General features: G+C 41.2%; 22 protein-coding genes. 21 read left to right on the top strand and 1 reads right to left on the bottom strand.

What is annotated here, in order from left to right:
• From INT76_RS06005 to INT76_RS05985, 5 genes are all read left to right on the top strand, one after another.
• A complete protein-coding gene (locus INT76_RS06005; RefSeq protein WP_249116134.1) occupies positions 1-711 on the top strand; it encodes an LPXTG cell wall anchor domain-containing protein in 711 nt (236 codons plus the stop codon).
• Positions 712-782: 71 nt separating this feature from the next.
• Positions 783-4190, top strand: coding sequence for an SspB-related isopeptide-forming adhesin (locus INT76_RS11045; protein ID WP_249116133.1), 3408 nt, complete (start codon positions 783-785; stop codon positions 4188-4190).
• A gap of 53 nt (positions 4191-4243) precedes the next feature.
• The gene (locus INT76_RS05995) at positions 4244-4753 is read left to right on the top strand and encodes a hypothetical protein (protein ID WP_212569622.1); all 510 of its coding nucleotides are present in this window, start codon (positions 4244-4246) and stop codon (positions 4751-4753) included.
• An 83-nt stretch (positions 4754-4836) separates the two neighbouring features.
• The gene (locus tag INT76_RS05990; protein WP_014638017.1) at positions 4837-5064 is read left to right on the top strand and encodes a hypothetical protein; all 228 of its coding nucleotides are present in this window, start codon (positions 4837-4839) and stop codon (positions 5062-5064) included.
• Positions 5065-5085: 21 nt separating this feature from the next.
• Positions 5086-5835, top strand: a complete 750-nt coding sequence (locus INT76_RS05985; protein ID WP_212569621.1) for a hypothetical protein — start codon at positions 5086-5088, stop codon at positions 5833-5835.
• 209 nt (positions 5836-6044) lie between these two features.
• Here INT76_RS05985 and INT76_RS05980 read toward each other — a convergent pair whose 3' ends face one another.
• A complete protein-coding gene (locus INT76_RS05980) occupies positions 6045-6746 on the bottom strand; it encodes a hypothetical protein (RefSeq protein WP_212569620.1) in 702 nt (233 codons plus the stop codon).
• 61 nt (positions 6747-6807) lie between these two features.
• Here INT76_RS05980 and INT76_RS05975 point away from each other — a divergent pair, with 61 nt between their 5' ends.
• The 16 genes from INT76_RS05975 (at position 6808) to INT76_RS05900 (ending at position 25790) form a co-directional block, all read left to right on the top strand.
• Entirely contained in the window at positions 6808-7155 is a 348-nt protein-coding gene (locus INT76_RS05975) for a PrgI family protein (protein ID WP_024399446.1), read from the top strand.
• A complete protein-coding gene (locus tag INT76_RS05970) occupies positions 7115-9469 on the top strand; it encodes a VirB4-like conjugal transfer ATPase, CD1110 family (RefSeq protein ID WP_212569619.1) in 2355 nt (784 codons plus the stop codon). The genes INT76_RS05975 and INT76_RS05970 overlap by 41 nt, the downstream gene beginning before the upstream one ends.
• Positions 9470-9490: 21 nt before the next feature.
• Entirely contained in the window at positions 9491-12124 is a 2634-nt protein-coding gene (locus INT76_RS05965) for a phage tail tip lysozyme (RefSeq protein ID WP_212569618.1), read from the top strand.
• A 24-nt stretch (positions 12125-12148) separates the two neighbouring features.
• Positions 12149-12778 (top strand): hypothetical protein, encoded by a 630-nt coding sequence (locus INT76_RS05960; RefSeq protein WP_212569617.1) that lies wholly within the window; start codon positions 12149-12151, stop codon positions 12776-12778.
• Positions 12771-13049: a hypothetical protein gene (locus INT76_RS05955; protein ID WP_024380958.1), complete on the top strand. Its 279-nt coding sequence runs from the start codon at positions 12771-12773 to the stop codon at positions 13047-13049. Before INT76_RS05960 ends, INT76_RS05955 begins: the two co-directional genes overlap by 8 nt.
• Positions 12997-13788, top strand: coding sequence for a hypothetical protein (locus INT76_RS05950; protein WP_212569616.1), 792 nt, complete (start codon positions 12997-12999; stop codon positions 13786-13788). The genes INT76_RS05955 and INT76_RS05950 overlap by 53 nt, the downstream gene beginning before the upstream one ends.
• Positions 13789-13800: 12 nt before the next feature.
• Entirely contained in the window at positions 13801-14319 is a 519-nt protein-coding gene (locus tag INT76_RS05945; protein ID WP_212569615.1) for a hypothetical protein, read from the top strand.
• Positions 14316-16112: a VirD4-like conjugal transfer protein, CD1115 family gene (locus INT76_RS05940; protein ID WP_212569614.1), complete on the top strand. Its 1797-nt coding sequence runs from the start codon at positions 14316-14318 to the stop codon at positions 16110-16112. The genes INT76_RS05945 and INT76_RS05940 overlap by 4 nt, the downstream gene beginning before the upstream one ends.
• Positions 16113-16129: 17 nt before the next feature.
• Positions 16130-16381 (top strand): hypothetical protein, encoded by a 252-nt coding sequence (locus INT76_RS05935; protein ID WP_212569613.1) that lies wholly within the window; start codon positions 16130-16132, stop codon positions 16379-16381.
• Positions 16382-16383: 2 nt separating this feature from the next.
• A complete protein-coding gene (locus INT76_RS05930) occupies positions 16384-20166 on the top strand; it encodes a PBECR4 domain-containing protein (protein ID WP_249116132.1) in 3783 nt (1260 codons plus the stop codon).
• 70 nt (positions 20167-20236) lie between these two features.
• A complete protein-coding gene (locus INT76_RS05925; RefSeq protein ID WP_212569612.1) occupies positions 20237-20662 on the top strand; it encodes a hypothetical protein in 426 nt (141 codons plus the stop codon).
• Between the two features lie 228 nt (positions 20663-20890).
• Positions 20891-21286, top strand: coding sequence for a plasmid mobilization protein (locus INT76_RS05920; protein WP_172001681.1), 396 nt, complete (start codon positions 20891-20893; stop codon positions 21284-21286).
• Complete coding sequence (locus INT76_RS05915; protein WP_212569611.1) at positions 21280-22923, top strand: relaxase/mobilization nuclease domain-containing protein; 1644 nt, start codon at positions 21280-21282, stop codon at positions 22921-22923. The genes INT76_RS05920 and INT76_RS05915 overlap by 7 nt, the downstream gene beginning before the upstream one ends.
• A gap of 29 nt (positions 22924-22952) precedes the next feature.
• A complete protein-coding gene (locus INT76_RS05910; protein ID WP_212569610.1) occupies positions 22953-23369 on the top strand; it encodes a DUF7679 family protein in 417 nt (138 codons plus the stop codon).
• Between the two features lie 7 nt (positions 23370-23376).
• Positions 23377-23604, top strand: a complete 228-nt coding sequence (locus tag INT76_RS05905; protein WP_212569609.1) for a hypothetical protein — start codon at positions 23377-23379, stop codon at positions 23602-23604.
• 860 nt (positions 23605-24464) lie between these two features.
• Positions 24465-25790, top strand: a complete 1326-nt coding sequence (locus tag INT76_RS05900) for an ISLre2 family transposase (RefSeq protein WP_212573030.1) — start codon at positions 24465-24467, stop codon at positions 25788-25790.
• Positions 25791-26250: the final 460 nt, after the last annotated feature.

Raw genomic sequence — 26250 nt, 5'->3', positions numbered from 1 at the left:
ATGCTTACACTATCAGCACTTGTCTTGTCAAATAGTGCTGTAGCTTTCGCAGATGAAACAACTCCGATTGACTCATCCTCCCCGATTGACATCACACAACCATCTACACCTACAGAACCGAGTACAGACGTTCTGACTCCAGTTGAGCCAAGTCAACCAGTCGAACCTACAACTCCAACGGAAGAACCAACAACTCCTGAAGAACCAACTGTACCAGTAGACCCAACGCTTCCGTCTACGGATCAACCAAAGGAGGAAACTCCTACCCAACCAACTGAACCGTCTACGACACCAGACACCCCAAAGGAAGAACCAAAGCAGGATATTCCACAACCTGACACTCCTACCCCACCTAAAACCGCAGAAGAAGCGGCTAATAAGGGTGAGAGTCAAATTGGAACTATCTCGACAGAAACCAAACAACCAGTAGAAACAGTCACTCCAGATACACCTATTGTGACAGATACTGGCTATACCATCATCAGTACGGACAATAGCCAGCCAGTCATTCGCTATGCGGATGGGTCAACAGCGACCGTTTCTGCGGAGTCCATCGGCGCAGTCGTAAACAAGGATAAGACTATTAGTGTCAAAACAGCGGATGGTCAGATGAAGACCCTGCCAAATACAGGAGAAGCACAATCTCTCCTCGCTCTAATTGGAACATTCCTACTAGGTGCAATAGGCTACTATCGTAAAAAATCAATCTAATCCATAAAAACAATACTGACCGAAATGTCGTTAAACTAAGAAAAATCAAATAAAGTAAAGGAGATACGAGTATGTATCAAAAAGATGTCAAAGGTCACGGATTCTTCCGTAAGAAAAAATGGGCAAAAGGCCTAGCTTGTGGTGTGACGCTCATGGGTGTTACAGTATTTTCAAATGTGGCTCTCGCAGATGAAATTGTGACAGAAACGACTCCAGCAGTTGAGGTCGTCAACCCTAATCCTGCCACCAACCTTGAAACAGTACAAGAAGCTCCATCAGCTGAAAGTCTAGCGACTCAGGCAGAAACAGGTCAGAAAACAGGTGAATTGACAAGTCCTGTAACGTCTACTGAGCTAGACAAGGTTGTGACTGATGCTAAAGAAGCAGGGGTTACCGTTACTGAAGACAGTAAACCTATCGTCTACGACAACCTAGACCAGGCTCAAGGAGATCTTGCCAAACAAGTAGAAGCGGTCCAAGAAGCTACAGTCAAGCAAGAAGCGAATACATCTGCCATTAAAGAAGCAGAAGAATATAACAAGGCAGAAGTTGAGCGAGTAGAGCGGGAATACCAAGAAGCTCTTGCGGAGTGGGAAAAACAAAAAACAGTCATTGATTACAATAACCCAGACTATCTTAAAGCCAAAGCAGAATATGATAAGGCCAAGGCAGTCTATGATCGAGATAAAGCAGCTAGAGAAGCTCATAATGCACAGGCTCAGGCAGAGTATGATGCCATCACTGCTCAAATCGAAAACCAAGATGTAGGCAATCCTTCTGCTGGTATTCAAGGCCATAGTTTTCCAGTTGGTGAATTCCCATCTGAGAAATGGGGCAACTTCTCTCCAATGGATTTGGGAAACAGGTTGGTAGCTATGGGACAAGGGAACGTCTCTAGCTGGGCGGATATTGCAGACCCGAACGGTGGCTATAACGTCCTTGTCAAAGATACCAACAAAATCTTAGATAATGCTCATATCATTTCTCGTGTTGAATGGGGAAATGTTGCTCCTACTGGAGCTCCTAGCTTGTATGCAGGAGATAAGCATACAGAAGAAAATGATGGCATCAGCACCTATGAAAAAGGCAATGCTAGCCAGGTGTGGTCTGTTCGTCCTAATGAATGGGTAACCATTCCAAATGGTATTCTTCTTGCAGATGGTAGTCGTCGTGATTTAGAAGTCAAGTTTGAAAAATATGGTGAAGAAACGTCATTTGGTAAAGAATGGGTTGTCTTATGGAATGAAGACGGAGCTATCAATGCCATTGATGGTTTTGATTGGTTGACAAACCGCCCTGCAGATGGTCTGCGTCGCTATTATCGTGTCAAGGGTTCAGATGATGCTTACTTTTGGAGTTATGTCGCAGTTGATACAGATGGTGGGCAGACAACTCGTTTACCACACGCCCTAATTCTTTCGATTGGTGGTGGATTGACAGCACTTGATCAAGGTACGGTCAAATCAGGTGAAGATTTAGGTTACACTTACGGAAAAGCTCGTGACAGTCGTGCGTTAGCTGGGACAAGCTCTACTCCGGATGGTGTTGCAGTTTTTACAGCTTACAAGGCAGGAGACATTATCATTGAAACACATAACTCTGCTGGTGGAAATGCCAACGCAGTTGCAGTAGGTGACTTTGGCTATTCAATCAATATGAAAGTACCGACATTCATTATAACGATTCCTGAAGAACCAACTCCTCCACAACCAAAAACAGTTGATATTCCAAAGCCAGAACCAGGAACACCAAACACCAAAGAAATTCCTGAGAAGAAAACTTATTCAGTGTCTGTTCATCCAGTTATCGTCAAACAAACTCCAGCCAATATTAAAGCTGTAGTGAATGAAGATGGTGTCAATGTAAATGGTAAACTAGTTCCAAAGGGCTCGATTCAAACTTGGGTATTGACAAACAGTCCACTAGTCGCAGGTCGTGAAGTAGTCACTAGCTATACCATGCTTGATCCACTCCCAGCAGGATTTGAGATTGACCGTGAAGCGACAGAAGCGAAAAACACAGCTTGGACCATCAGCTATGATGAAAACGGCAAGGCAACTGTACTAGCTACACAAGCAACGCTTGACTACCTTAATGCGAAACGTGACCAAGATGTGACGATTCCACTAGCTTATTTCGTTGGTCGTCCAATCAATGATGGCGGTACGTATAAAAATACCTTTACAACCTTGATTGCTACTCCTAAAGGCGAATACAAGGTGGTCTCAAACATTCCTGTTATCTACACACCAGGAAACGACCCAGAAACGCCACGTACTCCAGAAACACCAAATGGAGAAAATCCAACTCCAGACGATAACCTCATCCAGCCAAAGAAAGATGTGGTCGATGACAAAGGAAACTCTATCAACGGTCAATCTGTCCTACCAAACACCGTCCTAAACTATGTGGCAGAACAAGACTTTGATCAATACAAAGGGATTGTAGCTTCTAAACATGCGATTGGAAAAGGCTTCTTGTACGTAGATGACTACCTAGATGAAGCGATTGACGGTACTTCCTTAGTAGTCAACTCTATCACAGCTGCCAACGGAGATGATGTCCGTGAACTGTTTGATATGATTCACGTTCTTTCGAAAGACAGCCTAGATAAAAAACTCCAAGCGCTGATTAAAGACTCGGGTATTAGCCCAGTAGGTGAGTTCTATCTCTGGGTGGCTAAAAACCCTGAAGCCTTTTACAAGGCCTACGTCCAACAAGGCTTAGATATTACCCGCAACTTGTCATTCAAGATGAAACAAGACTTTGTCGGTACCATTACCAACCAAACATTCCAAGTAGATTTTGGAAATGGCTACTACGGAAACATCGTCACAAACGAAGTACCACAACTCGTCGTCCATAAGGATGTGCTGGATAAGGACGGTAAGTCTATTAATAATGGTACTATCCAAATTGGTGACCTTGTGACTTACAAGCTAGAAGGTTGGGTGATTCCTGCTGGACGTGGCTACGATATTAAAGAGTATCGCTTTGTGGACCTTCTCCAACACAGCTACGATGACTACCAATCATTTGTGATTGAAGCTAAGGTTGACTTTACACTACCAGATGGAACAGTGATCAAGAAAGGTGATGACTTATCATCATATACAGAAACAGTCTACAATGCCCAAACAGGCAAATTTGAGACTCGTTTCAAGGAAGCGTTCTTGGCACAAATTCCACGTGACCAGGCATTCGGTGCGGATGGCTATATCACAGTGAAACGAGTTGCCTCAGGAGAAGTTGTCAATGAGTACACACTCTATGTCAATGGTAACCCTGTTATCTCAAACAAGGTTGTGACGAACACACCTGAGCCACCACAACCGGAAGCTCCAAAACCACAAGCACCGGCTAAAGCACAATTGCCTAATACAGGTGATGCGGCTTCTTATAGCTTGTCAATTGCAGGTGTAGTAACCTTGTTTACAAGTCTTCTTGGACTACGTAAACGTAAAGACGAAAACAACTAGTTTTCCCTCTTGATTTATGGTATAATAAATCAAAAAAGGAGAGGGAGATACGGATGAGAAAGGAACCTACTATGGAAGCACAAGTGACAAAAAATGGATATAAATATTATGTCCATAAACCACGTAAACCTATTCCAGTAACCCCTCAAGCCGTTCCTTCTAAAGCGAAATGGAAGAAGGGCCTAACATGGTTAGGTGGGGCTCTATTAGCTGGTCTAAAGAACCTTCCCTACTTGATTATGCGAACAGCTATTCTGCTTGTCACAACACCACTCATGATTCTGTTGTTTATCTTTAACTTAATCAAGAGCCTGATTGTGACAGCAATTGGTTGGTTTGTGTTTAAAGTGGTAGTATTCTTCCTTTTGGGATTTAGTATACAAGGATATGGTTTGCTAACTCGGAAGGAAATTCCAGCTCCAGAGTGGTTTAATAATCTCATGTCTACATTTGTATTCCCTCATGGAGTTCCGATTTATTACGGGTGGGAAACAACGATTATCGTTGTCCTTGCCATCATTACAGCCCTCTCCTTAACCATTTATTCACGAGATGACCTTTAATCGGTCATCCCACTATACGAAAGACACTAAGAAACGATACTTAGTGTCTTTTTTCATTTTAAAAAACGAAAGCGAGAAGAAACATGAATCAAATTGTTGATTTTATTAATAAAATTGGAGACATCGGTGGTGTTATTGGCCTTGGTTGGGCTGCCTGGGGTGCCTGGGACCTAGCTATTGGTATCCGCCGAGAATTAGAAGATAAGCGAGATAAAGGAGTTCAAAGTATTATTTTAGGGGCTTTGCTTGGTGCTACATTAAAAGGTCTCTTTTCAGCCCTGGCATCTGGGCTACAAGGTATTGTTGGTTAATAAGAAAGTGAGGTAGTTGTGATGGATAAATCTACTCTTGACCAACTAACCATGAGTTTAAAAGACTACAACCCAACGGCTTATCAGTTAATGGGTACAGTCTCAGAGGCAATGGAGAAGGTGGGCTTGTTGCTTCTTCTCCTCTTCATGGGTCTCAATCTACTGAATTGGCACCAACAGCTAAAGTCCAATGGTGGGGAATTAACCCTACAGCTATGGTTCGAGGAGATTATCAAGTACGTTATCGCAGTCTTTCTAATCCTTTACTTGGATGAACTATTCGATGCTTTAACCTGGTTATTCAATGTCATTATCAAAGTAATATCAAAAACAGCGATTAAAGAAATAAAAAATGAGGTAAAATTTAGCTGGACAGATCTAAATTGGGCATCCAAGGCCTTTTTAGAAACAGTATATAATTGCGTAGATTTCATCGGCCAAATCTCAACCAAACTACTCATCCTCTTGCGTTCCTTCACCCTCTATACCTATATGGGAATCGGTAAGATTGTAGTCGCTTGTTATATGATGGATGCCCTTAGACCAATCTGCCTCGGTTTTCTCAAACACTATGCGGCCGCCGCCTTACAGGGACTCATCCTTGTTGTTGTTATCATGCTTTATCCAGCCATTGTGACGGATGATTTGCTGACGGTGGCACGAACAGGAGCTTGGACAAGCGCACTAATGGCCATAGGAAAAGGAATTATCTACATTATCATGTTATTTGGCAGCCAACGAATGGCCAAAAGTATTATGCAGGTGAACTAGAGGAGGATAGACTATGATAAAAAAATACCTGCCGATTGTAAGGCAAGTATTGATGAAGATTGCAAAAAGGATAGTAAGACTAACATTCTGGGGGCTATTTTTTTCATTACGTATGTTCTTATGTTATAGCTTATGGCACAACTTAACCAACAACCATCATTTGTCCCTTTTTGTGGGCTTTTGGCTTGCTTGTGGAACTGATTTTCTGTTTACAGAATTTTTTTAAGGTAATCTAGGAAAAAGAGTTCATTAATAAAATATAATGTCTTTTTCCACCAAGATAAACTGTCGATATCGTATTTTATGGAATACTCACAATTTTTCAAGACTTTCAAAACAAGTCTTTGGTTGTAAGTTAGTAATTGTAAAATAAAATAATACAATAAGACAATGCCAAGAATACAGATAACTAAAACGAAAAATACGATAAAAATGTCACCAATATTTTGTGTAGCTTGTGAAAGCTCATTAATGATAGCTTGTTTCTGTAGAGGGCTTACAATGTCATCTATGCTTTTTATAAAAATAGTCACAAATATATTTGTGACCAAAGCAAGCACAGTGGCTAAGATTCCACAGCTCCATTTCGCAAAATCAACATACTTTTTTAATGATTCTTCAATTTCTTTTATAAGTAATTGTCTGTCTGCTTTATCAAAATCGTTCTCTATAGTTGGTGTGAGTGAATATATTTTATATTTGGAGTACAGATAAACTCCTCGTAAAACTAGAAGGATTATACCAAAGTTTATCAGATATCGGTATCCATATTGCAATGTTTCGATAATGTTAGGAATGGAAAACACAATGGCAGTATACATGATAATTTGTGCCAGTTGAAGGGCTATTAATACTGGTGTTGATATTTGTTGTTGTATTTTTTTAAAGACAAGATGATAAGTATAGCTCATGATATGACTCCCAATTCAAATCATTTTATTTTTAATTATACCACATAAAGAAAGGAGATCTATGACACGCTTAGGAAGTGAATTTCTAAAAGCCTTAGATAACTATGAGCGTCCCATTTGGGGTTATATGACATTGAGGCAAGTTGTTTTACTATTTGGAATTATCCTCACCGTCATTCTGACAGCCACCATGATTTGGCTCCAACTACCGAGCTTTCTCATATACAGTATTGCCCTCTTGTTTCTTGCTCCTTTTGTTATCTTTGGCAACCACATCGACGAGAAGATAAAAGACGAACTGCGCTTCTTCCTCGCCAAACAAGAACGAACCTACCAAACAGATTTCGATAGAAAGGACTATGCTGCTAATGCGTTTATTCAACCAAAAGAAAACCCAGAAACTCTCTAAAGCAGAAAGAGAGCGGGCTAAGCGTCTCAGGCGAACCATGACTGCCTCCACGCAAAACACCTTGAACTACCAATGGCTAACACCGGATGGCCTGATGACAGTAACGAGTGATACCTATTCTAAAACCTATCGTTTAGGAGATACGAGTTATATCACAGCTACGGATGATGAGCGTCTCGATGTTATCGAGACCAATGCGGATATTTTTCAATCCTTAGATATTGACAATGATCTCCAGCTCCTGATTCTCAATCGGAGAGTCGAAACGACCAGTCTTTCTTCTCTTCGATACGAGCTAACAGGAGATGGCTATGACGATTATCGGAAAGAATACAATGAGATGATCACGGATCGTTTTTCAGATGATCAAAATACTTTTAAAATCGAAAAATATGTGACCATTACCACGCAAGCCAACCAAGACCATCAAGCTAAACGAATTCTAGATGATATGGCCAATGTGATAGAAAGCCAGTATAGTAGTATTGGTATTTCTTTTAAAGAGATGGATGGCTTAGACCGTCTCTTAATTTTTCGAAAGATCTTAAGAAAAGAAGCCTTCTTAGATTTTACATACGAAGACATTGCCATCTCTGGTTTATCAACCAGGGATTTTATTGCGCCCAATTACATTAAATTTGACAAGGATCATTTCCGAATAGACGATGCCTATGCCAGAGTGCTCTATGTGCGGGACTATCCGACTTTCTTAAATGATAAGCTGATTAAAAATATCCTGGATACAGGTATTGAATTAGCCATTAGTCTCCACGCTAAACCCTATGATACTGCGGCTGCTATGAAAAAGGTCAAAACAGTTCAATCGAGCGCAAAACGTGAATTGATCAAGAGTCAAAAAGAAGCAGCTAAAGCAGGAGTTCCTGGAGAGTTGATTGCTGGAGGAAAGGCAACGGAAACCTCTCGAGAGACAGAAAAGTGGACCGAAGAGCTTCAAGACAATGACCAGAAAATGTTTTCTGGAGTGATGACGGTCTATCTGATGGCTGATAGCCTAGAAGAATTAAACGACTACACCGAACAGGTTCAACGATCTGTCCGTAAGAATACCGTTGAATTGGATAAATGTTACCTCTATCAGGAAGAAGCCCTCAATACCATTCTTCCAATTGGTATCCCTTTTATCAATGTCAAACGTCGCTTTATGCGGGATGTGACGACCAGTAACTTAGCTACCCAAGTCCCCTTTACCAATGTGGATTTACGCTCTAGTAGCCCACGTGCGGTCTACTATGGTCAAAATCAATTGTCTAAGAACCCCATTACCCTAGACCGAGAGAAAGACCTCAATACTCCCTCGGGATGTATCTTTGGTATATCTGGTTCAGGGAAGTCAGTCTTTGCGAAGGCTGGAGAGATAATTCCGACTCTTCTACGGTATACAGAAGACCGCATTATTATTGTGGATCCTGAGGCAGAATACTTGGATATTGGTCAAGAATTTGGGGCAGAAATCATAACGGTCTCTCCAGGTTCTCCCCATCACTTTAATGTATTGGACCTTCCAGATAAAGAAAAATTACAGGTAGAAGATAGTGACCCTATTGGACAAAAGGTCAATCTGTTGTCTACCTTGTTTGAAAATATCTTGACGGAATTCTCGGATGATGATTTTTCCATGATTGATCGTGTCACCAAACAAACCTATGAGACAGTAGATCAACCAACCTTCAAAGACTGGCAAGCCATCTTACTCCAACAACCAGAACAAGTAGCGAAGGAGCTTGCTCTAAAGGTTGAACCTTATACGATGGGCTCCAATGATATTTTCTCCCATCAGACCAATGTCAATATGGACAGCCGCTTTATTATCTTTAATCTCAAGCAACTAAGCGGAAAGTTAAAACCCTTTGCCTTACTGGTTATTCAGGATTATATCTGGAACCAAGTTGTGAACCATCAGGGAGAAACGACAACCTGGCTCTATTTTGACGAGCTACAGCTTTACTTCAAACACAGTCTACAAGCTACCTTCTTTACCGAATTGTATTCTAGAATCCGTAAATATGGGGCGCTACCTATAGGCATTACTCAGAACCCTGAAACAGTCCTCTCTACAGAAGAAGGAAGGAAACTAGTGGCCAACTGCGAGTTCTTAGCGCTTCTAAAACTCAAACGAACAGATTTAGAAGTCTTATCACAGATTATCCATCTAACCCCATCCTTAGAGCGCTTTGTCTTGCGACCTAAAGCTAAAGGCACAGGCTTGATTGTGGCTGGCGATACCATTGTACCTTTTGAAAATCCGATTCCCAAACATACCAAGCTCTATCAATTAGTCGCAACGGATGCCTGATGAGAAAGCAGGTGAATATTTATGTACGATAGTGATCCAAAACAACTTAAGAAAGAAGGGAAATCCAGAGTAAAGAAACAGGTCCAAGAGATGAAAGGACAGGTGCCGAAAACAGCTCGACTAGATGCCAGATCAACCTATCAACGGGCCAAGAAAAACTATAAGCAAGCTAAGAAAGACTATCGCCTTCATAAAGGACCGAAACCTACTGCGAGAGCTCTTTATTTTAAGAAGGAGTTAGATAAAGCGAAAGTAGATAAACAAGTCGCTAAAACCATCTATAAACGAAGTAAAAAGGCAGATAGTACCTATATTCCCAATCGGATCAAGCGTAGGGCGAAACAAGGTGCTTATGTCAAAACTAGACATGATACGGAAAAGGTCATTCGAGACAATGACATCTTGGATGATTGGGTTAAAGCTAGACAAGACATCCGACAGTTTCGCTATCAAAAGGCAACTAGTCAACGAGCTCTTCATAGTGGAAAAGAGCTTGGAAAGTACACCATCAAGCAGATCTATGCCCAGGCAAACCGTGCGTATAACTTTACCAGGGGTCGTGGGTTTACTCGAACTCCGAAAGAGTTTTCGTGGGAGTATAAGCTCTCAAAGAGAGTGAAAAACGTCAGACACCGCTTGGCTCAAACCAAGGCGGGAAAGGTCGCTAAAGGCACAACAACTGTTCTACGTGTTGCTTCTAATCCTATCCGATCGGTCTTAGCCAATCCTTTAGCGATAAAATCCTACTTTATCCTCTTTCTTTTGTTTGGCATTGTTTCTCTGTTTATGGGTATTTTTGCCGGAAGTGGTCCTGTCCAACAAAATGAATTTGATCTCAATCAATCCTGGCTTCAAGTGTCTAAACGAGATCGAGAGAAGTCCACAGACACGGTTGACTATTGGACCAATATCGACGACGTTCTCTTTTTTATGAACTACCGTTATGGTAGTGAATGGAACCCAGAAAGTCCCTGGAAAGAAGGATTGGGGGGAGATGTGAGTGCTCTTTTAGGTTTCAATCACTATTCGGATGCCTTAGATGATATTTGGAATCATCTAAACAGCGACCCTCACAATCTAAAAACCATGCTCGATTTAACCGGCTCTAGCTCTTCTTTACAGTGGACAAAGCTAGGGAAGAGCGAACAAAAGGAATACGAAGAGCTTATCAACCTATCCAAAGAAGTTGGACGCTATCCTCTTTACGAAGAATTAGCCAATCCCTTCTCTACAGAAAACGAAGACACAAGAGGACAGCCCCTTGTCATTTTAAAACGCTTTGGTTATACCTCCCCAACTGAACTGTATGATAAGACCCAGCTAAAGGCAACCGCCGGTCAAACCTTACGAGCTCCTTTAGCTGGGAAGGTGGCCATTAGTGGAAATCAGGTTCGTATTTCAACCAAGGAGGCTATCTTTACCTACGAAGCGGTCGGAAGTATTCGGGTAAAGGATCAGTCAAGTGTTATGGTTGGAGAAGAAATAGGTAAAGTTACAACAGATGGTTACCAAGAAATCCGCTATCAAAAAAGAGAAGCAGAAGCCACGACTCGAACGCCTGAAAAATGGACGGCAGTCAATCCTGGATTCTACTTTTCTTCGGTCACCTATAATCAGACGACCTCGGTTCTCACAACCTTAGAGGGTGACTTAGGGCAGAAATCTCGTAGGATTCGAGATTATCTCAAATCGAAACTTCCCACCTTAACAGATAATGGCCTTTCAGCTATGTTAGGAAACTTTGCGACGGAAAGCAATATCACCGCAAAGCGGGCAGAAGGAGACTATCTCAGCCCTCCTGTGGGGGCAAGTACCAGTTCCTGGGATGACCCAGCTTGGTTAGATATGGGCGGACCTAGTATATATAACGGATCTTATCCGAATATCCTAAAGCGAGGTTTAGGTTTAGGCCAATGGACGGATACGGCAGATGGCTCTGTACGGCATACCCTACTTCGGCAATACGCCCAACAAAAAGGCAAGAAGTGGTATGACTTAGAACTACAGCTTGACTTTATGTTGGAAGGGGATAGTCCCTACTATGTGACTATCGTCAAAGAAATCCTCACCAGTAACGAGGATGTGGGCACACTCACCCAACGCTTTCTCCATCAATGGGAAGGAAATGCTGGTGACAAACTCTTAGAACGTCAACACAATGCTAAACAAATCCATGCCTTTTTAACCCAACAGATTGTTGGAGAAGGTGGTGTAGCTTCTTCTTGGAATTTCCCGGAAGCCTACCGGTCTCAAGTGACTATTTTCCCTAGTCAAGCAGCTCTCACAACACAAGCAGGGAGTGGTTATCCACCTGGTCAGTGTACCTGGTATAGCTACAATAGGCTTGTGGAACTAGGGTCTATCACAGACCTATCTGGAAGCTATGGCTATCTTGGAAATGGGCAAGATTGGGTCAGAAACTTAGTGGCTAAAGGTTGGTCCTATAGCATGACGCCAACAAAAGGGGCAGTCGTCTCTACAGTCGGTGGATTTGACGGAACTCCTCCTCAGTATGGGCATGTAGGGATTGTGGAAGCTGTTAACCCAGATGGAAGTTTTCTTGTGTCTGAGTGCAACTGGGGCGGTGTCCAGGATAAAATTCATTGGCGAGTCTGTCGTCCAGCTCCATACTATAGCTTTGCGAAACCAAAATAAAAGAAAAAAGGAAATAGACATCAAATGAAAATGATCGATACAGAAAAACTGAAACTCTTACAGCTCATTGGACTAGGTATGGCCGCGGTAACGGTTCTTGGCTTAGTGTTCTGGTTTAGTGTGGCTGGTAGCTCGAAAGCACCCACAAAGGCAGAAAAGCCACCAATAGCCAAACAAGTCGAAGGAGGAGAGTTGACACAAGAGTATATCAAATCCTTCCTCAGTGCCTACTTTACAAAGAAGGACCTGGGAGAGAATCGAAACCGCTACCTGCCCTTTATGACAGAAGCAGCCTATACCCAAGAAGTAAATACCGAAGAAGAACCAACCAATCAAACCTATAAGGGCTATGTGGTAGATACCAAACTCAAATCGGCAACTATCTACATCGATAGCGAAAATAACGATGTCCTCGCCCAGGTTTCCTATACCCAAACGCAATTACAAAAGAAAAATGATTATACCAATGCCCAGGTGGATGTGTACTCTCAAACGACGCTCCGCATCCACTATATCAAACAGGAAAATAAATACCTGGTCAATCGTATTGAACCTATCCTCATTGTGGATACCTTAACAGCTGATCAAACCGCAGCGCTACCAACCCTTAACCAACCTACCCAATCAATAGAAGGAGAAGAAACCCATGACTAAATTAGAACACTTACAAAAACAACGTAAAAAAGCAGAAGAAAAACAAGCAGACTTCCTCGCTAAAGCCAAAAAAGAGGAGGAGAAAATCAAAGAGCTAGACACCCAAATCATTTTAGCCAAATACGAAGAACACTCAGATTATTTGGCAAAACACCACCTCACCTGGGCAGATATTAAGCGCCAGATAGAAGAAGGAAAGCTGAAAGGAGAAACAAAACATGTACCGTTTAACCAATCTGACCTTGGACACGATAACGACCTACAAGAATAAGGACTTGGTCTACCAAGCTCTGGATAGAGAAAATGCCAAGGTCAAACATCAGGAAGCTCAAAGTCTGCTTTTAGTGGAAGAATTGGATAAAAAAGGAGTCGTTCTTTTTCAAGAAGAGATTTTTCTTCCCTTTGACGGCATCGCAGATGGTCTATTTCTGAGAAAGGAAAAGGTAGAAGAGCCGACAGAAAAGCCCCTTCCGTTTTGGAAGAGGGGCACGTCGCAAAAACAAGAGCCAGAAGTTTCATCACGACCTCAACAAGAAGAAACGGTCCAAAAACGAAAATCCCTACGTCTGTTACCTTCTCTTTTACTTGGGATGTTAATGGTTAGTTTCCTTGCTTTAGGCTACACTGTGTTTCTGGTTCTAGATCAGAAAGAAGAAATGCGCACACTCTCTCATCAAATAGAGACCGTAAAAACCATCCAAAAGGAAAGTGGACATCTGGATGCAGTCGTCCGCTATTTCCTTCCTCGTTACTATTCAGAAGTCGCAGAACTAGGGGATTTTGTCTCCTCCAAACTCCAGCTAAACCACCAACCAGGTCAACTCCAGTCCGTGATTCTGGAGAATGTCGAACAAACGGAAGACCAGCTGTATCACCTCACCTACGTCCTCTCTCTAAAAGAAGATGGGGCAAACCAACAAAAGCGCCTAGAGCTAACACTTCAAGTAGAACCTACCTCTCTCTATGGCTACTTGATTGTAGACCATCCCAAAGAGACAGCCTACCCATAGAAGGAGAATCAGATGGATCAAGAAAAAACAACCCATTCCATAGCACTAAAAGGGAAAATAACAGTAGAAAACGTGATTGCGGCGCTTTATACGGTAGCCAAAGCATTGCATGATAACCGCCAATATAAGATGGAACATCGGACCTTCGAGGGAGAAACCCGCTTCAATGACTTTATGGCAGCAGCTAGTGAAAAGGATATGGAGCGCCTCCTACATAGTGAGGTCCATTTAGAAAAACTCAAGCATTATTTAGAAGAACATAAGGTTGGCTTTACTTACTATCAAAAAGAGGAAGAAACCCTCCTATTCTTTGAAACAAAAAATCGTCTCTTGGTAGAAAAAGCCTTGAAGCAGATGATTTCAGACATTACAAAAGACCCTAAAGCTACCGAAACATTCGCAAACCATATTCTTCGCAAACCCCATGAGATGACACCAGAAGAAAAAATCGCCTACTATAAGACCCATACGGTCTATACAGGCTTGACACCTGTTGTCACAAAAGACCTCGGAAAGGAAAAAGAGCGATGAATCGTAGAAGCAGTTGGCCCTACTTACTTGTAGGGCTTTTCTTATGTCTTTGTTTCCAATCCTTCTATCGCTATTACCTCCTGTCGACAGATGCCGTTCCCTTTATGGGGATGCTTCGGATGAGGTGGTTAGTGGAACATCTAGAACAATTCTCCTTGACCTTCTCACTTGAACCACACTTCCTATATGCAGGTCTCCTTGGTTTTCTTCTTCCCTTATTGGCTTATGTCTCAGGAGACAGACAGGTCTATCGAACAGGAGAAGAACAAGGGAGTGCTCGCTTTGCGACCTTAAAAGAGATGAAGCGTTTTGAGGATAGAGAAATAGACAAGAACATGATTTTCACCAAACGAGCTAAGATGGGTCTCTTTAATTTTCGCTTAGCCTATCATGTCCAACTCAATAAAAATGTGATTGTCATTGGTCTTCCAGGAGACGGAAAAACCTTTACCTTTGTATTGCCTAATCTTATGCAGCTGAATTCTAATTTTGTGGTCACAGACCCCAAAGGAAACCTGGTTCACGAAACTGGTAAGATGTTAGAAAAGCATGGCTATGCGGTCAAGGTCTTTGACCTTATTCGCCTAACAAACTCCGATCGCTTTAATGTATTTGAGTATATGAGGTCTGAGCTGGATATTGATCGAATCTCAGAAGCTATTACGGAAGGAACGAAAAAGAGTGAACATATGGGAGAAGATTTCTGGGTACAGGCAGAACTCATGTTGCAGCGGGCGCTCATTGGTTATCTTTATTTTGATTCTAAGGATCCGAAAACAGGTGTTTCTCACTACACCCCTCATTTGGGACATGTGGCCGACCTCTTACGCCATCTGTATCGAGAAGATCCGGATAATCCAAGCCCAGTTGAGCAGATGTTTGAAGAGCTAGAAGAACACCAACCAGGTAACTATGCCTATAAGCAGTGGAAACTCTTTCAGAACTTTAAAGGCGAGACTCGAAACAGTGTCGTTGCGATTCTATCAGCTCGTTATTCCATCTTTGATCACCAGGATGTCAGAAACTTAATTAGCACCGATACGATGGAAATGGATACCTGGAATACCCATAAGACCGCTGTCTTTATTGCGATTCCTGAAACCAATAACGCCTTTAACTTCTTATCTTCTATCCTCTTTGCGGTCGGCTTTGAAGTGCTGACCCATAAGGCAGATGCCATTTTACAAGGAAAGGTTCCAGGTTATAGCAGACAGAATTTAAGACATATTCAGTTTATCTTAGATGAATTTGCGCAAATTGGCCGGATTCCAAACTTTGCCCAAGTTCTTTCGTCTATTCGAAGTCGAGAGATGTCCATTAAAATCATTATCCAAGCCGTGAACCAATTGGAGTCCCTTTATAAGAGTGACTGGAAAACAATCTTTAATAACTGCGCAACCCATGTCTTTTTAGGGACTAACGACAAGGACACCATGGAATACTACTCGACCAGGAGCGGGAAGCAGACGATACGCACTCGCTCCACCTCAAAAACACATAGCTATCGCAATGGTTCTTCTGGAGAAAATAAGCAAATCCAAGGCCGTCCTCTATTGACACCAGATGAGGTGGCTCGTATCGGTATTGAGGAAGGCTTGGTCTTTATCTCCAAGCAACATGTCTTTAAAGACCAAAAAGCCAGTGTCTATGACCACCCAAGGCACGTAGAGATTGCTCATTCTCCACAGGATGAGAATTGGTATGACTATGTCCGGTTGGGAACAGATATCGACGGACTATTGCTATATACAGATGATGTGACCCCAACATTTGAACAGCTAACTGCAGCTTAAGTAGAAAGGAAGAAGAAATGACAGAAACACAGGTAAGACTAGGCTATTTTGAAAGTATTTGCCAGGTCTTGGCACTAGAAACAGAAGATTTGACTGTGGAACACCCAGGTATCTGGAAACTCATTCAGACGGCAGACGAGGCAACTTTCTATCGATTGGCTCCTCATCTCTTTCTAACAAGAGACCGAACAGAACCTCTTCTAGCTTATCCATTAGAAGCTACAAAAGAAGAATATGAACGGTTTCGTCGATTACTAAAAGGAGAATAAGTATGGTCTTTACAAAAGCACAAGCCAAGGCTCTGTCCATCTTAGAGGTCGCAAAACGCCTCGGAATGGAGATGGAACGGAGCTCGCACAAGGAATATTACTGGAAAGAACACGACTCATTTAAAATCAATACGGTAAAAAATACCTGGAACTGGTATTCTCGAACCGGAAAATTTGGGGATACCATTAGCTTAGTTCAAGAAATAAAAGGTGTGAGCTATAAGGAGGCGATGACCTTTCTGGAAACAGGAAATTTTCCTGAAGCCACCATTGTAGAAGAAGAGCGTAAACCCTTTAGGTACACGCTATCCCCTTACGAGAAACCCTTCAGGAAAGCAAGAAGCTACCTCAAACAGACGAGAGGTTTGTCTGATGAGACGATTGATTTCTTCTTGGAAAAGGGAATACTGGCAGAAGCAAGCTACCGAGATAGAGATGGTTACGTGGAGGATGTCCTCGTCTTTAAATTTCTGGATCGGAACCATCACATCGTCGGAGCGAGCCTACAAGGTCTTTCTCCTTTTCCAGACCGTCACGAAGGTAAAGGCTATCTCAAGAAAATCATGTATCAATCAGAAGGAATCGCCGGTTTAAACGTGACTATCGGCTCTCCTAAGCGTTTGATTGTGGCGGAAGCTCCAATTGACCTGATGAGCTATTATGAGCTCCATAAGGACGAATTAGAGGATGTCCGTTTAGTTGCGATGGATGGTTTAAAGGAGGGAACACTGTCTCGTTATGCCATGGAAGTTCTCCAGGAAAGAGGCGAAGCAAAGGAAGTCACTTTGGACTACACACAATCGAAAGACTTACGTCAAGCGTCAAACTTTCTATCTGAAACAGCTCGCTTAACGAAAGTATTTCATGATAACGCCCATCAGGATTTCCTCACTCTTGCGGTAGACAATGATAAGGCTGGTCAAGACTTTATTGATCAGCTACAGGAGAAAAAGATTCCAGTTGTTGATGGAAGACCACCTCTAGCAACTAATGAGGAGAAAATGGACTGGAACGCTTATCTCCAGCTAAAAAAGAAAGGACAACTAATGGAACATCAAAATAAACGCCTCACTCAAAACAAAGAAGTTGAACCACACCGAAAGGAAACAAGGTCTAAAAAAACAAAGACAGCAGAAGAACATTATTTCGATTGGATTGAGAGGATGGCAGCTACTGTACAGGAACATCTCCATCTGCCATCACCTCCCAAAGTAGCGTCTGAATTAGAAGCCATAGTTGAACCGTTTATCACAACTGACTTAGATCGACTATTTGCCAGACGTCTCTCCTTAGCATTGGATACCCAACGAGTTGAATCGTCACAGATTTTATCTGTACATCAAGCAATCGACCAGCTGGATAGACAAATTAATGAACAACTACAGGAGAAAGAGCTTCAAACCTCAAAAATAGCAGAAGATTACCTTTTGACAGCGGTAAGAGGAGACTTACCTACATTAGAGGAGCTATATTCTTCAGCCATATTTTCTGATAAACCAAGTGTTGTTGAGTACTTAAAAGATTGGTCTGCAAATACAGAGGAGGTGCAGAGAGTTATTGATTTCCTCACCCAGTTAGATCCCGTCAGACGAGATTGGCTTACACCAGTAGAATACTTTTTAGATGATATAAGAACCAGTCAACTAGAAGAAGAGATAGCCGATGAGGAGGAACAACAAGAACAAGTAGCTAGCTTAGACCAAAAAGAAAAAGCTCCTGACCGAGGTCAAGAGCCTATTAGCAATGCGGGCGATTTACATCGCAATCCCGATTCTTTAGGAGATCTTTCTCCAAGGACAGCATCGAAGCCTGTTGTGAACGAATCACAACCTGATTTTCCTGTCATTGCTCCCTTAAAGTTTACCACTAAGGGAGAGTGGATGTCAACTCTAAAACCAGGTTACCATGTGATTACCGATGGCGAATTGAGGCGACTCAATAAATTTGCGCCAGGACTACAAGCAACGGCTCAGTGGTATTTGAATGAAGTGGCGGGAAGTACAATTACCTATCTCTATCAAGATAGAGACGGCATTGGACGATTAGACGTGCAATTCTCTGATGAAAATTTTGCACACCTGACAGGTATCTCTCCTAAGGGAATTGAGATGAAGCAAGTTGTCTATGATTTTGCGAATGGACAGGGGGATTATGGCAATATACAAGTTTCACATTCCATCAAAGATAAATCCATGGTATTGCCACTATTGCCAGATATTCTGTCATCTCAAGCCTTTGTCTTTAATGACTTATCAACGGTAGAGAAGTTTCATAAGATTGATTTGGAACAAGCAATCAAGACAGATGATGAAGATTTGTTGCTAGCTATTCGAGATGTAGATGGTATTGGGGTTCCTGCTTCCGTCATGCGAATAAAAGAAAAACTATCTGTAGAACTAGAAGGAAAAGAACAAGTTGTCCTGGGAGTATATCGTGAACGAGACGGCGTTATCGAACAACTATCTATCCATCCAGACTATGTAAAAGATGGTGGACAGTCTATGATGACCGTCCTAAAAAATAAACAATATGAAACTCTTTCGACCTTACAAACGATGCAAGAAGAAACAAACATAACAAGCCTTTCTTCTGACAGACTACAGGATGAGCCAGCTCTACCAGTCTCCATGATGGATTCTGATGCGGATGGTATTTCAGATGAAGAAGAGAAAAAACAAGGAAGTAACCCTTACGATTTTCGCTCTCAACCAGCTACTAAACACCAAGAGGAAAGAGAAGAACAAGAGGTAGAAGACAGTAGCCTAGTTGTCGCAAACTTAATCCAAAATCAAGACATCGCTGGCTTAAACCGTCACCTAAAAGACGGCATTAAAGAGTATCTTGATTCGGATAAATACAAAGACTATTTAACTAAGATGAGTCAACTGAACAACTACTCCAGTCGCAACCTTCGTCTCATTCTTGCTCAACAGCCAACAGCTAGTCAAGTTGCTTCTTTCAAGCAATGGAAAGAAACGTTTGGTCGCCATGTTAAAAAAGGGGAGAAGGCCCTTCGTATCTTTGTCCCTATCACTTATATCAAGAAAGACGAGAACAATCAACCTATCTTAGATAAGGATGGAAAACCAGAAATAGGTACTACCTTCCGTCTCAAAGCTGCAGTCTTCGATGTCAGTCAAACAGACGGAAAAGAGATGCCGAAAGCTATTTCAGATGTCAAAGACCAACTAACTGATCAGGACTACGGCAACCTTTATCGAACCCTGATGACAATTGCAAAAAACAATCATGTCTCCGTTCGCTTCGAGGAATTGGAGGAAAGTAGGAAAGGATATTATGACACAGTCAACCACCAAATCGTCTTAAATAAAGTTGGGATGAATAAGTCGCAACTCATCAAAACCTTCCTTCATGAGACGGCTCATTCTGAACTCCATCACAAGGACCATCCACAGAAAGACCAACTGACAAGAAGCACCGCAGAACTCCAAGCAGAAAGCGTTGCGTATGTGGTTGCATCTTACTATGGACTGGATACTTCTAACTATTCCTTCGGTTACTTAGCGAGCTGGTCGCAAGATAAAGACACGCTGAGAGACCTAGAAGCACAGCTCGATATTGTCCAACAAGAAGCTAAAAGTTTGATTGAGCGCATGGATAAGGAAATGGAAGTCTTACGCTTATCTCAGACTAAACAAACCCAACATCAGTTTGAAAATAAATTAAATCATTTTAAAGAACAATCAGACCAACAACTCAAAGAATTACAGGAAAAGAGGCAAGCAGAAGCTACCTCAAAAAAGGAAAAGGGTATCTCGAAATGACCAATCGAGATGTTCCAACACCGCCTAAGGTCACCTTAAAAACAACCAATCACCAAGGAGGAAATGTATCATGACACCAAAACAAGAACACCAACTCATTCTCATCCTATCTGACTTCGTGCCAGTACTGGATGGAGATATTGTCCAAGCAATTGTCCCAGAAGCTCATCGTCTGACACGACAAATCATTTTAGCCAAACTCGAAGAAGAGGATGACTTCTTACTACAAGAACCTTCATTGTCTGACTGGGTAGAAGAAAACAAAAGAGTCCTTCAAGAAGTCAGCGATGAGGAATTTCAAGAGGTCTTAAGAGAAACCATTCTCATTACAGAACTTCAAATCGGCCACTCATTATTTGACCCATTAACGGACGGACAACGAGGTCAATTAGCGGAAACTATTTTTCAAAACAAAATCAAAAATGAGGAGACCTCCTGTAAAAAATCAGTTGGTTTTTTCTCCAAAGCAACACAATTTTTAAGGGGAAGCCGTTAAAAAGAACAATCATTTTTTGAGAAGTGCTGCTCAAAAATTGAGCACTAGGGGCTTGGGGCCTTCCCCAAAAATGAAAAAGGAGAGAAGGGAAAAATATATTTTTGACCTTCTCTGACTTTCTTAAATATCGCATTTGCCCGGGCAGATGCTACGCTTGCCGGAAGAAAGGTAGGGGTTGGCACCTCATTAAAAAAGCACGGATTCTACTAGGATAGGAGGAAAGATTGAATGCCACAGAATATGAATAGGCGTAAAAGACAATTACGTAAAGAGGTTTATTTCACGAAGGAGGAATACCAACAAATAGAAAAGAATATGGAACAGATGAAGGCAAAGTCTTTCCAATACTATGCCAAAAATCAATTGATTCATGGTCAGCTAGTTCAAATTGATTTTCCAGAGCTGAAAGCTCTTCGAGTAGCTATCAATCGAATTGGGGCCAACATCAACCAAATAGCCAAGCAGGCCAATGAGGACCAACACACCTCTACTGAGATGTTAGAACAAGTCTTGGGTCATCTAACGGAAATTCGAGAAATGGTTTCAGCCAAATTATCCAGCGAAGAAAAGCAAAGTCTCCAAGCAAGAAAACGAATAGTAAGGATGGATATAGATGAATGGTAGCCATTAAACCACCAATCCAAATTAAGACTCCAGCTAATCTGAAACGTGCAGTTACCTATATACTAAAAGAAGCTAAAACAGTTCTGCCTATGAAAACAAAAACTGATTTCCCCTTTCCAATTGTATCGAAAAATGGGAAATTACATTTTCAATTGGTTTCTGGTCATCAGATTGAGGATGTATCTATTGCAGATGAGGAAATGATTCTCACAAAACTAGCCGCAGCCTTTCATAAAGGAGACGATGACTTAAAAGAATTGACAGACAATAAACAAGTGCTTGCCCATCATATTATCCAATCATTCTCGCCAGAAGATAATCTAACTCCAGAACAGGTTCATGAGATTGGTCGGAAAACCATGCTTGAGTTTCTAGGACCAGATTATCAATTTGTGATTGCGACTCATACAGATAGAGATCATCTGCACAATCATATCATCGTCAATACGACCAATAGCTCAACGCTAAAAAAATTACGTTGGCAGAAAAATACTCTAAAAAATTTACGGGCTATTTCAGATAAACATGCGGCCAAGTATGGCGCAAAAATTATTGAGCCAACGATGAAAAACTCTTATACTAAATATTCTGCCTGGCGCAGGCAAAATAATTTTCGTTATGAGTTAAAACAACGTCTGGATTTTCTCTTGAAACATTCTACCTCGTTAGAAGATTTCAAAGAAAAGGCAAAGGCTCTTGAGGTTCAAATCGATTTTTCTGGTAAGTTTGTCAAATACCGTTTGCTTACTCCTTTGGATGGGAAGCTCCAAGAAAGAAATACCAGGGACGACACTTTATCTAAGAAAAGACTCTACACCCTCGAAAAAATCAAAGAGAGGGTCTCAAAAAATCAACTTACTGTTCCTACATCCAACATAAAAGAAATGTATCAACAGTATAGAGAAGAAAAGGAACTGGATTTTGAATTGAAACTAGATGTGGCTTCTTGGCAAGTCGAACAAGAAAGCCCAAAAGGAATTTATCTTCAACTGGATATGGGAGCTTTAGATAGTGGAACCATCCTGATTCCTTCTCATAAGGTTGATAAAAAAGAAGATGGTTCATACACCATCTACATTAAGGAAAAAGATTATTTTTATTTTCTCAATCCTGACTACTCGGAGAAGAATCGGTACATGATGGGGGTGACTGTGGCAAGACAGTTAGCTAAACAAAATGGTGAGGTGCTCATTACAAAAAATCCTCATATTTCATCCATGAGAGAATTAATCAAGGAATATAATTTCCTAGTGCAACATGGTGTGACTGATGGAGAACAGTTTAGCCATTTGGAGGAACGCTTTAATCAAAAAATAGCCGATGTAGAAAAAGAATTGAAACGCTTAGATGGTCGCTTAGCTCGTTATCATAAAATCGAGGGAGCACTTCTTGCCTTAGAAAAAACGCCAGAGAATACCTTGCCTGCACTTCAACTATTGGACGAGATGGATCTGCCAAGAGACGTCAGTCTATCAGATGTTTCCCAACTCATTCGGCAGTATGATATTGAAAAAGGAGCGCTTCAAGAATTCTTCAATGATACCTTGAGAGAGTATACCAATTACCGTGAACTGCAAGATGTAGTCCGTGTAAGAGAACAAGCTCATAAGCATGCACTGGAAGAAAAAAGATTGTAGGTATGATATACTAGGTGTTAGGAGAAGTCATGGGAAAAAATTATTATTATGTTCGAGTGGAAACACTCAAAGGAGATATCATTGACTTTCAACTTCCCAATGACTTACAAGCGGGAATGAGGGCTTATCGTCATGAACATCCTCAAGATTGGGAAGAGTTATTCCGTGATGCGCTGATCAATATTCCAAGCTCAGCGTATACCAAAGCGAATAACTACCAGCCAATGATTCGTTTAGCTTGTATCCGTAAAGTATTCACGCAGAAGAAGCAACAGCGCCGTAGAAGTAGGGGGCAATTTCTTACGAGAGAGAACTGGAGCCAAAGGGGAGTGACTCATTTTTTCGAAAGTGCCTGTTTTATTCAACATGATTATTCTCGATGGAATCAGTGTGTCTTGTTGTGTGACTATGCCAGATGGCGTTATCGTTTCCGTATCAAAAAATAGGAGCGCTATGTTTAAAAAAGATGAACTGTATACAGAACCTAGAGAGTCAAACTCTAACCGTTGTCTATTTATTTCTTCTATCAAAGGAGACCCTGAGGAAGTACTCTATCAAGCAATTGTCCAGGATGGTATGACACAAGAAGAACAGGAACAATTAAAAAGAGATATTGGTATTTTTTGGAAGGAGCGAGAGGCAGCACTAAAAGAAAGAACAGAACAATTGACAGATTTGTAGAAGTGTGTCATACTGTAGATGGATGGCGTTGTCATAAGACACAGATCCCATTCACTTTTTACTCAATTTTGAGCGTATAGTATGAGCACGGCTATACGGCTTGGCAGAGCTTAAAACTGTTATGTTAAATGGTTTAAAAAATCTCCCCAGATTATTTTTGACCTCTAAATAGTATATAAGGTAGCTATATGTTGTCACCTCGTGCTCACTTTATAGAGACCCCAATTTTCACCCAATACCTGTTGGGTGTTTTTCTTTGTACAGAAAAAAGCTTCCAGTCAGGAAGCTAGAAGTAGGTGTCTACGGTATTCGTCAGAAAGGTTTAAAGTGTGTAGACAACCATAAGGATAGTATCTCACGAATCCTTCGGATTGTACAGTAGTAAAGAGAAATATTTTAGTATATTAGTTGACAATCCGTCTGCCTTTATAATATACTAAAAGAGGAGAATGTCACCGCATACTCCATCCTCTTTACTGTTAATGCATATAGTATGAGCATGGCTATATGTTCTAACAGTGTGAAACTATTTTTCATGTTGTGGACTCCAGGTAAGAGTCCATTATCTCCTATATGGACAGCTGCGCACGCTGTCCTTCGTGCTTACATATTACTTTCTTATCAAGTTGAGGCATCCAAAATATTGAGTGCCTCGGCTTTTTTAGTCGAAAAAAACTTCTCACAGTGAAGTGAGAAGTAGAGTTGTCCCTGTTGTATACGCAAAATTGTACTAGTAAATATACAGAAAAGAAAGAAAAACAACTCTATAGACTAGTATGCCATGAAAAAATAGATTTGTAAAGAGTTACAAACAAAAACTGTTTTCAATCATTTTCAAATCGAGTACAATAGATGACATGATGACATTTAATGAACGACACTTTGTGGAAGAGATGGATGAATGGCGCAAGCAAGAGTTTTTGAAACGAATCAGGGAGTATGATGAGTCTATCGCTCCAACTATGCGAAAGAACGGCTATAAACGAGTCGATGCCACAGAACGAACCATTCTCTTTACTTTCGGAGAAATCACCTTCTCACGAAACCGTTGGCGAAGAGGACAGAAAACTCGTTATCCAGTAGATGACTGGTTAGGTCTCAAGAAATACATGCGCTATTCTCCTGAACTCATCTTTCATATGGCTAAACATGCCTCAAAACTATCTTATAGGGAAGTTTGTCGAACAGTATGGGATGCTTACCGTATTCAAGTAACGAAGGATGCCGTGTTGAAAGCCACTAAAGTATCCGGACAACTCTTGGAAGAAAAAGAGCGTTACCGCTTTTACCTGGAGGAAGAACAAGCACCAGAAAAAGTCAAAGTAAATAAAATCTACCTAGAAGGGGATGGTGTGATGGTCAAAACAACCTCAGCTGGAGATGAACGCTTTAACACCGATTTAGCCCACTTTCTGATTCATACAGGTTCCAAGAAGGTAGGAAGGAATCGCTATATCCTCGACAATAAACATGAGATTGTCCATAAAAATCACGATAAAGCTAAAGAAGAGTTACTAGACTATCTCTATAACCACTTTGAGATTACAGACCAAACTATCCTTATTACCAATTCAGACAACGGGAAAGGCTATACCAAGCGCACCTTTCAAGAAATCAAAAAGGCACTGGGTATTAAACGTCATGAACATTTCTGGGATGAGTACCATCTGAATCAGAAACTGAAGACCTTCTTCAAACCCTATCCAGAAACCTTATACAATTTAGCTCAGAAAGCTATCCAGACTCACAAGAAACCTCTACTCATCACAGTACTAGATACGGTAGAATCCCTCATTGAGACAGAAGAACAGTATGAGACTTACTATAGCTTCCGACAGAAGATGATACGCAACTTTAAGGATACCAAGCCAGCTAAACTAAGAAATTTATCTCATAAGGGTGTCGGTGTGATGGAGAGCCAACATCGTAAAATCACTTATCGCATGAAACATAGAGGGATGTATTGGTCGATTAAGGGAGCTTGTACGATGGCTAAGATGATTCTCCTGGAGCGGATAAACCAACTAGATGAGTTATTCTTCGGGGATTGGCGCAAATCCTATCAACCTTACCAGAACCAGCGTTTTAGCGCAGGAAGGGCCAACAAGAAGATAAAAGAACCACCTAATATCAGACGCTATCGTTCTGGTCATAAGAACGGTCGATGGCTGACGCATGCAAAGTAACATTTATTAACAGATAAACCATAGAATACCGCTAAAAAATGAAATTTTTAGGGGCTTTTTCGTCATGTTTTGCTTGTGTTTTTGTATGGTTTGTGATACAATAATTTTATTAAGAAAACGAAAAAAGGTGCAGGAGCGCTAACTCCTACACTACCGATTAAGACAAAAACGGACTTTGCTTAATCAGTCAAACAGTATTGTAGCACAAAGCAAACAATCACGTCAAGACTGAAGCAAAGAAAAACTTTGTTTCGGTCTTTTTTCGTAAGTGAAAACTATCTGCTTTCTTAGGGTTTTAAAGGGATTTTGAGCTTTCCCAAAAATTCAGACACATACATGAACCGGTAAGCAGTTGCATTTTTTTGGAAATCAGTATATAATAGAAATGTTGAAAAGTAATTTGTATATTTACATGTTACGGTTTTCACAATCTACTAAAAGGCTTGCCTTTTAAACTAAA

The sequence above is a fragment of the Streptococcus oriscaviae genome (assembly GCF_018137985.1).
GTDB lineage: Bacteria > Bacillota > Bacilli > Lactobacillales > Streptococcaceae > Streptococcus > Streptococcus oriscaviae.
This window is presented reverse-complemented; position numbering and strand designations above follow the sequence as displayed.

Excerpts from the sequence above, each read along its gene's own strand:
- INT76_RS06005 (WP_249116134.1), top strand. The coding sequence starts at position 1 with ATGCTTACACTATCAGCACTTGTCTTGTCAAATAGTGCTGTAGCTTTC.
- INT76_RS11045 (WP_249116133.1), top strand. The coding sequence starts at position 783 with ATGTATCAAAAAGATGTCAAAGGTCACGGATTCTTCCGTAAGAAAAAA.
- INT76_RS05995 (WP_212569622.1), top strand. The coding sequence starts at position 4,244 with ATGAGAAAGGAACCTACTATGGAAGCACAAGTGACAAAAAATGGATAT.
- INT76_RS05990 (WP_014638017.1), top strand. The coding sequence starts at position 4,837 with ATGAATCAAATTGTTGATTTTATTAATAAAATTGGAGACATCGGTGGT.
- INT76_RS05985 (WP_212569621.1), top strand. The coding sequence starts at position 5,086 with ATGGATAAATCTACTCTTGACCAACTAACCATGAGTTTAAAAGACTAC.
- INT76_RS05980 (WP_212569620.1), bottom strand. The coding sequence starts at position 6,746 with ATGAGCTATACTTATCATCTTGTCTTTAAAAAAATACAACAACAAATA.
- INT76_RS05975 (WP_024399446.1), top strand. The coding sequence starts at position 6,808 with ATGACACGCTTAGGAAGTGAATTTCTAAAAGCCTTAGATAACTATGAG.
- INT76_RS05970 (WP_212569619.1), top strand. The coding sequence starts at position 7,115 with ATGCGTTTATTCAACCAAAAGAAAACCCAGAAACTCTCTAAAGCAGAA.
- INT76_RS05965 (WP_212569618.1), top strand. The coding sequence starts at position 9,491 with ATGTACGATAGTGATCCAAAACAACTTAAGAAAGAAGGGAAATCCAGA.
- INT76_RS05960 (WP_212569617.1), top strand. The coding sequence starts at position 12,149 with ATGAAAATGATCGATACAGAAAAACTGAAACTCTTACAGCTCATTGGA.
- INT76_RS05955 (WP_024380958.1), top strand. The coding sequence starts at position 12,771 with ATGACTAAATTAGAACACTTACAAAAACAACGTAAAAAAGCAGAAGAA.
- INT76_RS05950 (WP_212569616.1), top strand. The coding sequence starts at position 12,997 with ATGTACCGTTTAACCAATCTGACCTTGGACACGATAACGACCTACAAG.
- INT76_RS05945 (WP_212569615.1), top strand. The coding sequence starts at position 13,801 with ATGGATCAAGAAAAAACAACCCATTCCATAGCACTAAAAGGGAAAATA.
- INT76_RS05940 (WP_212569614.1), top strand. The coding sequence starts at position 14,316 with ATGAATCGTAGAAGCAGTTGGCCCTACTTACTTGTAGGGCTTTTCTTA.
- INT76_RS05935 (WP_212569613.1), top strand. The coding sequence starts at position 16,130 with ATGACAGAAACACAGGTAAGACTAGGCTATTTTGAAAGTATTTGCCAG.
- INT76_RS05930 (WP_249116132.1), top strand. The coding sequence starts at position 16,384 with ATGGTCTTTACAAAAGCACAAGCCAAGGCTCTGTCCATCTTAGAGGTC.
- INT76_RS05925 (WP_212569612.1), top strand. The coding sequence starts at position 20,237 with ATGACACCAAAACAAGAACACCAACTCATTCTCATCCTATCTGACTTC.
- INT76_RS05920 (WP_172001681.1), top strand. The coding sequence starts at position 20,891 with ATGCCACAGAATATGAATAGGCGTAAAAGACAATTACGTAAAGAGGTT.
- INT76_RS05915 (WP_212569611.1), top strand. The coding sequence starts at position 21,280 with ATGGTAGCCATTAAACCACCAATCCAAATTAAGACTCCAGCTAATCTG.
- INT76_RS05910 (WP_212569610.1), top strand. The coding sequence starts at position 22,953 with ATGGGAAAAAATTATTATTATGTTCGAGTGGAAACACTCAAAGGAGAT.
- INT76_RS05905 (WP_212569609.1), top strand. The coding sequence starts at position 23,377 with ATGTTTAAAAAAGATGAACTGTATACAGAACCTAGAGAGTCAAACTCT.
- INT76_RS05900 (WP_212573030.1), top strand. The coding sequence starts at position 24,465 with ATGACATTTAATGAACGACACTTTGTGGAAGAGATGGATGAATGGCGC.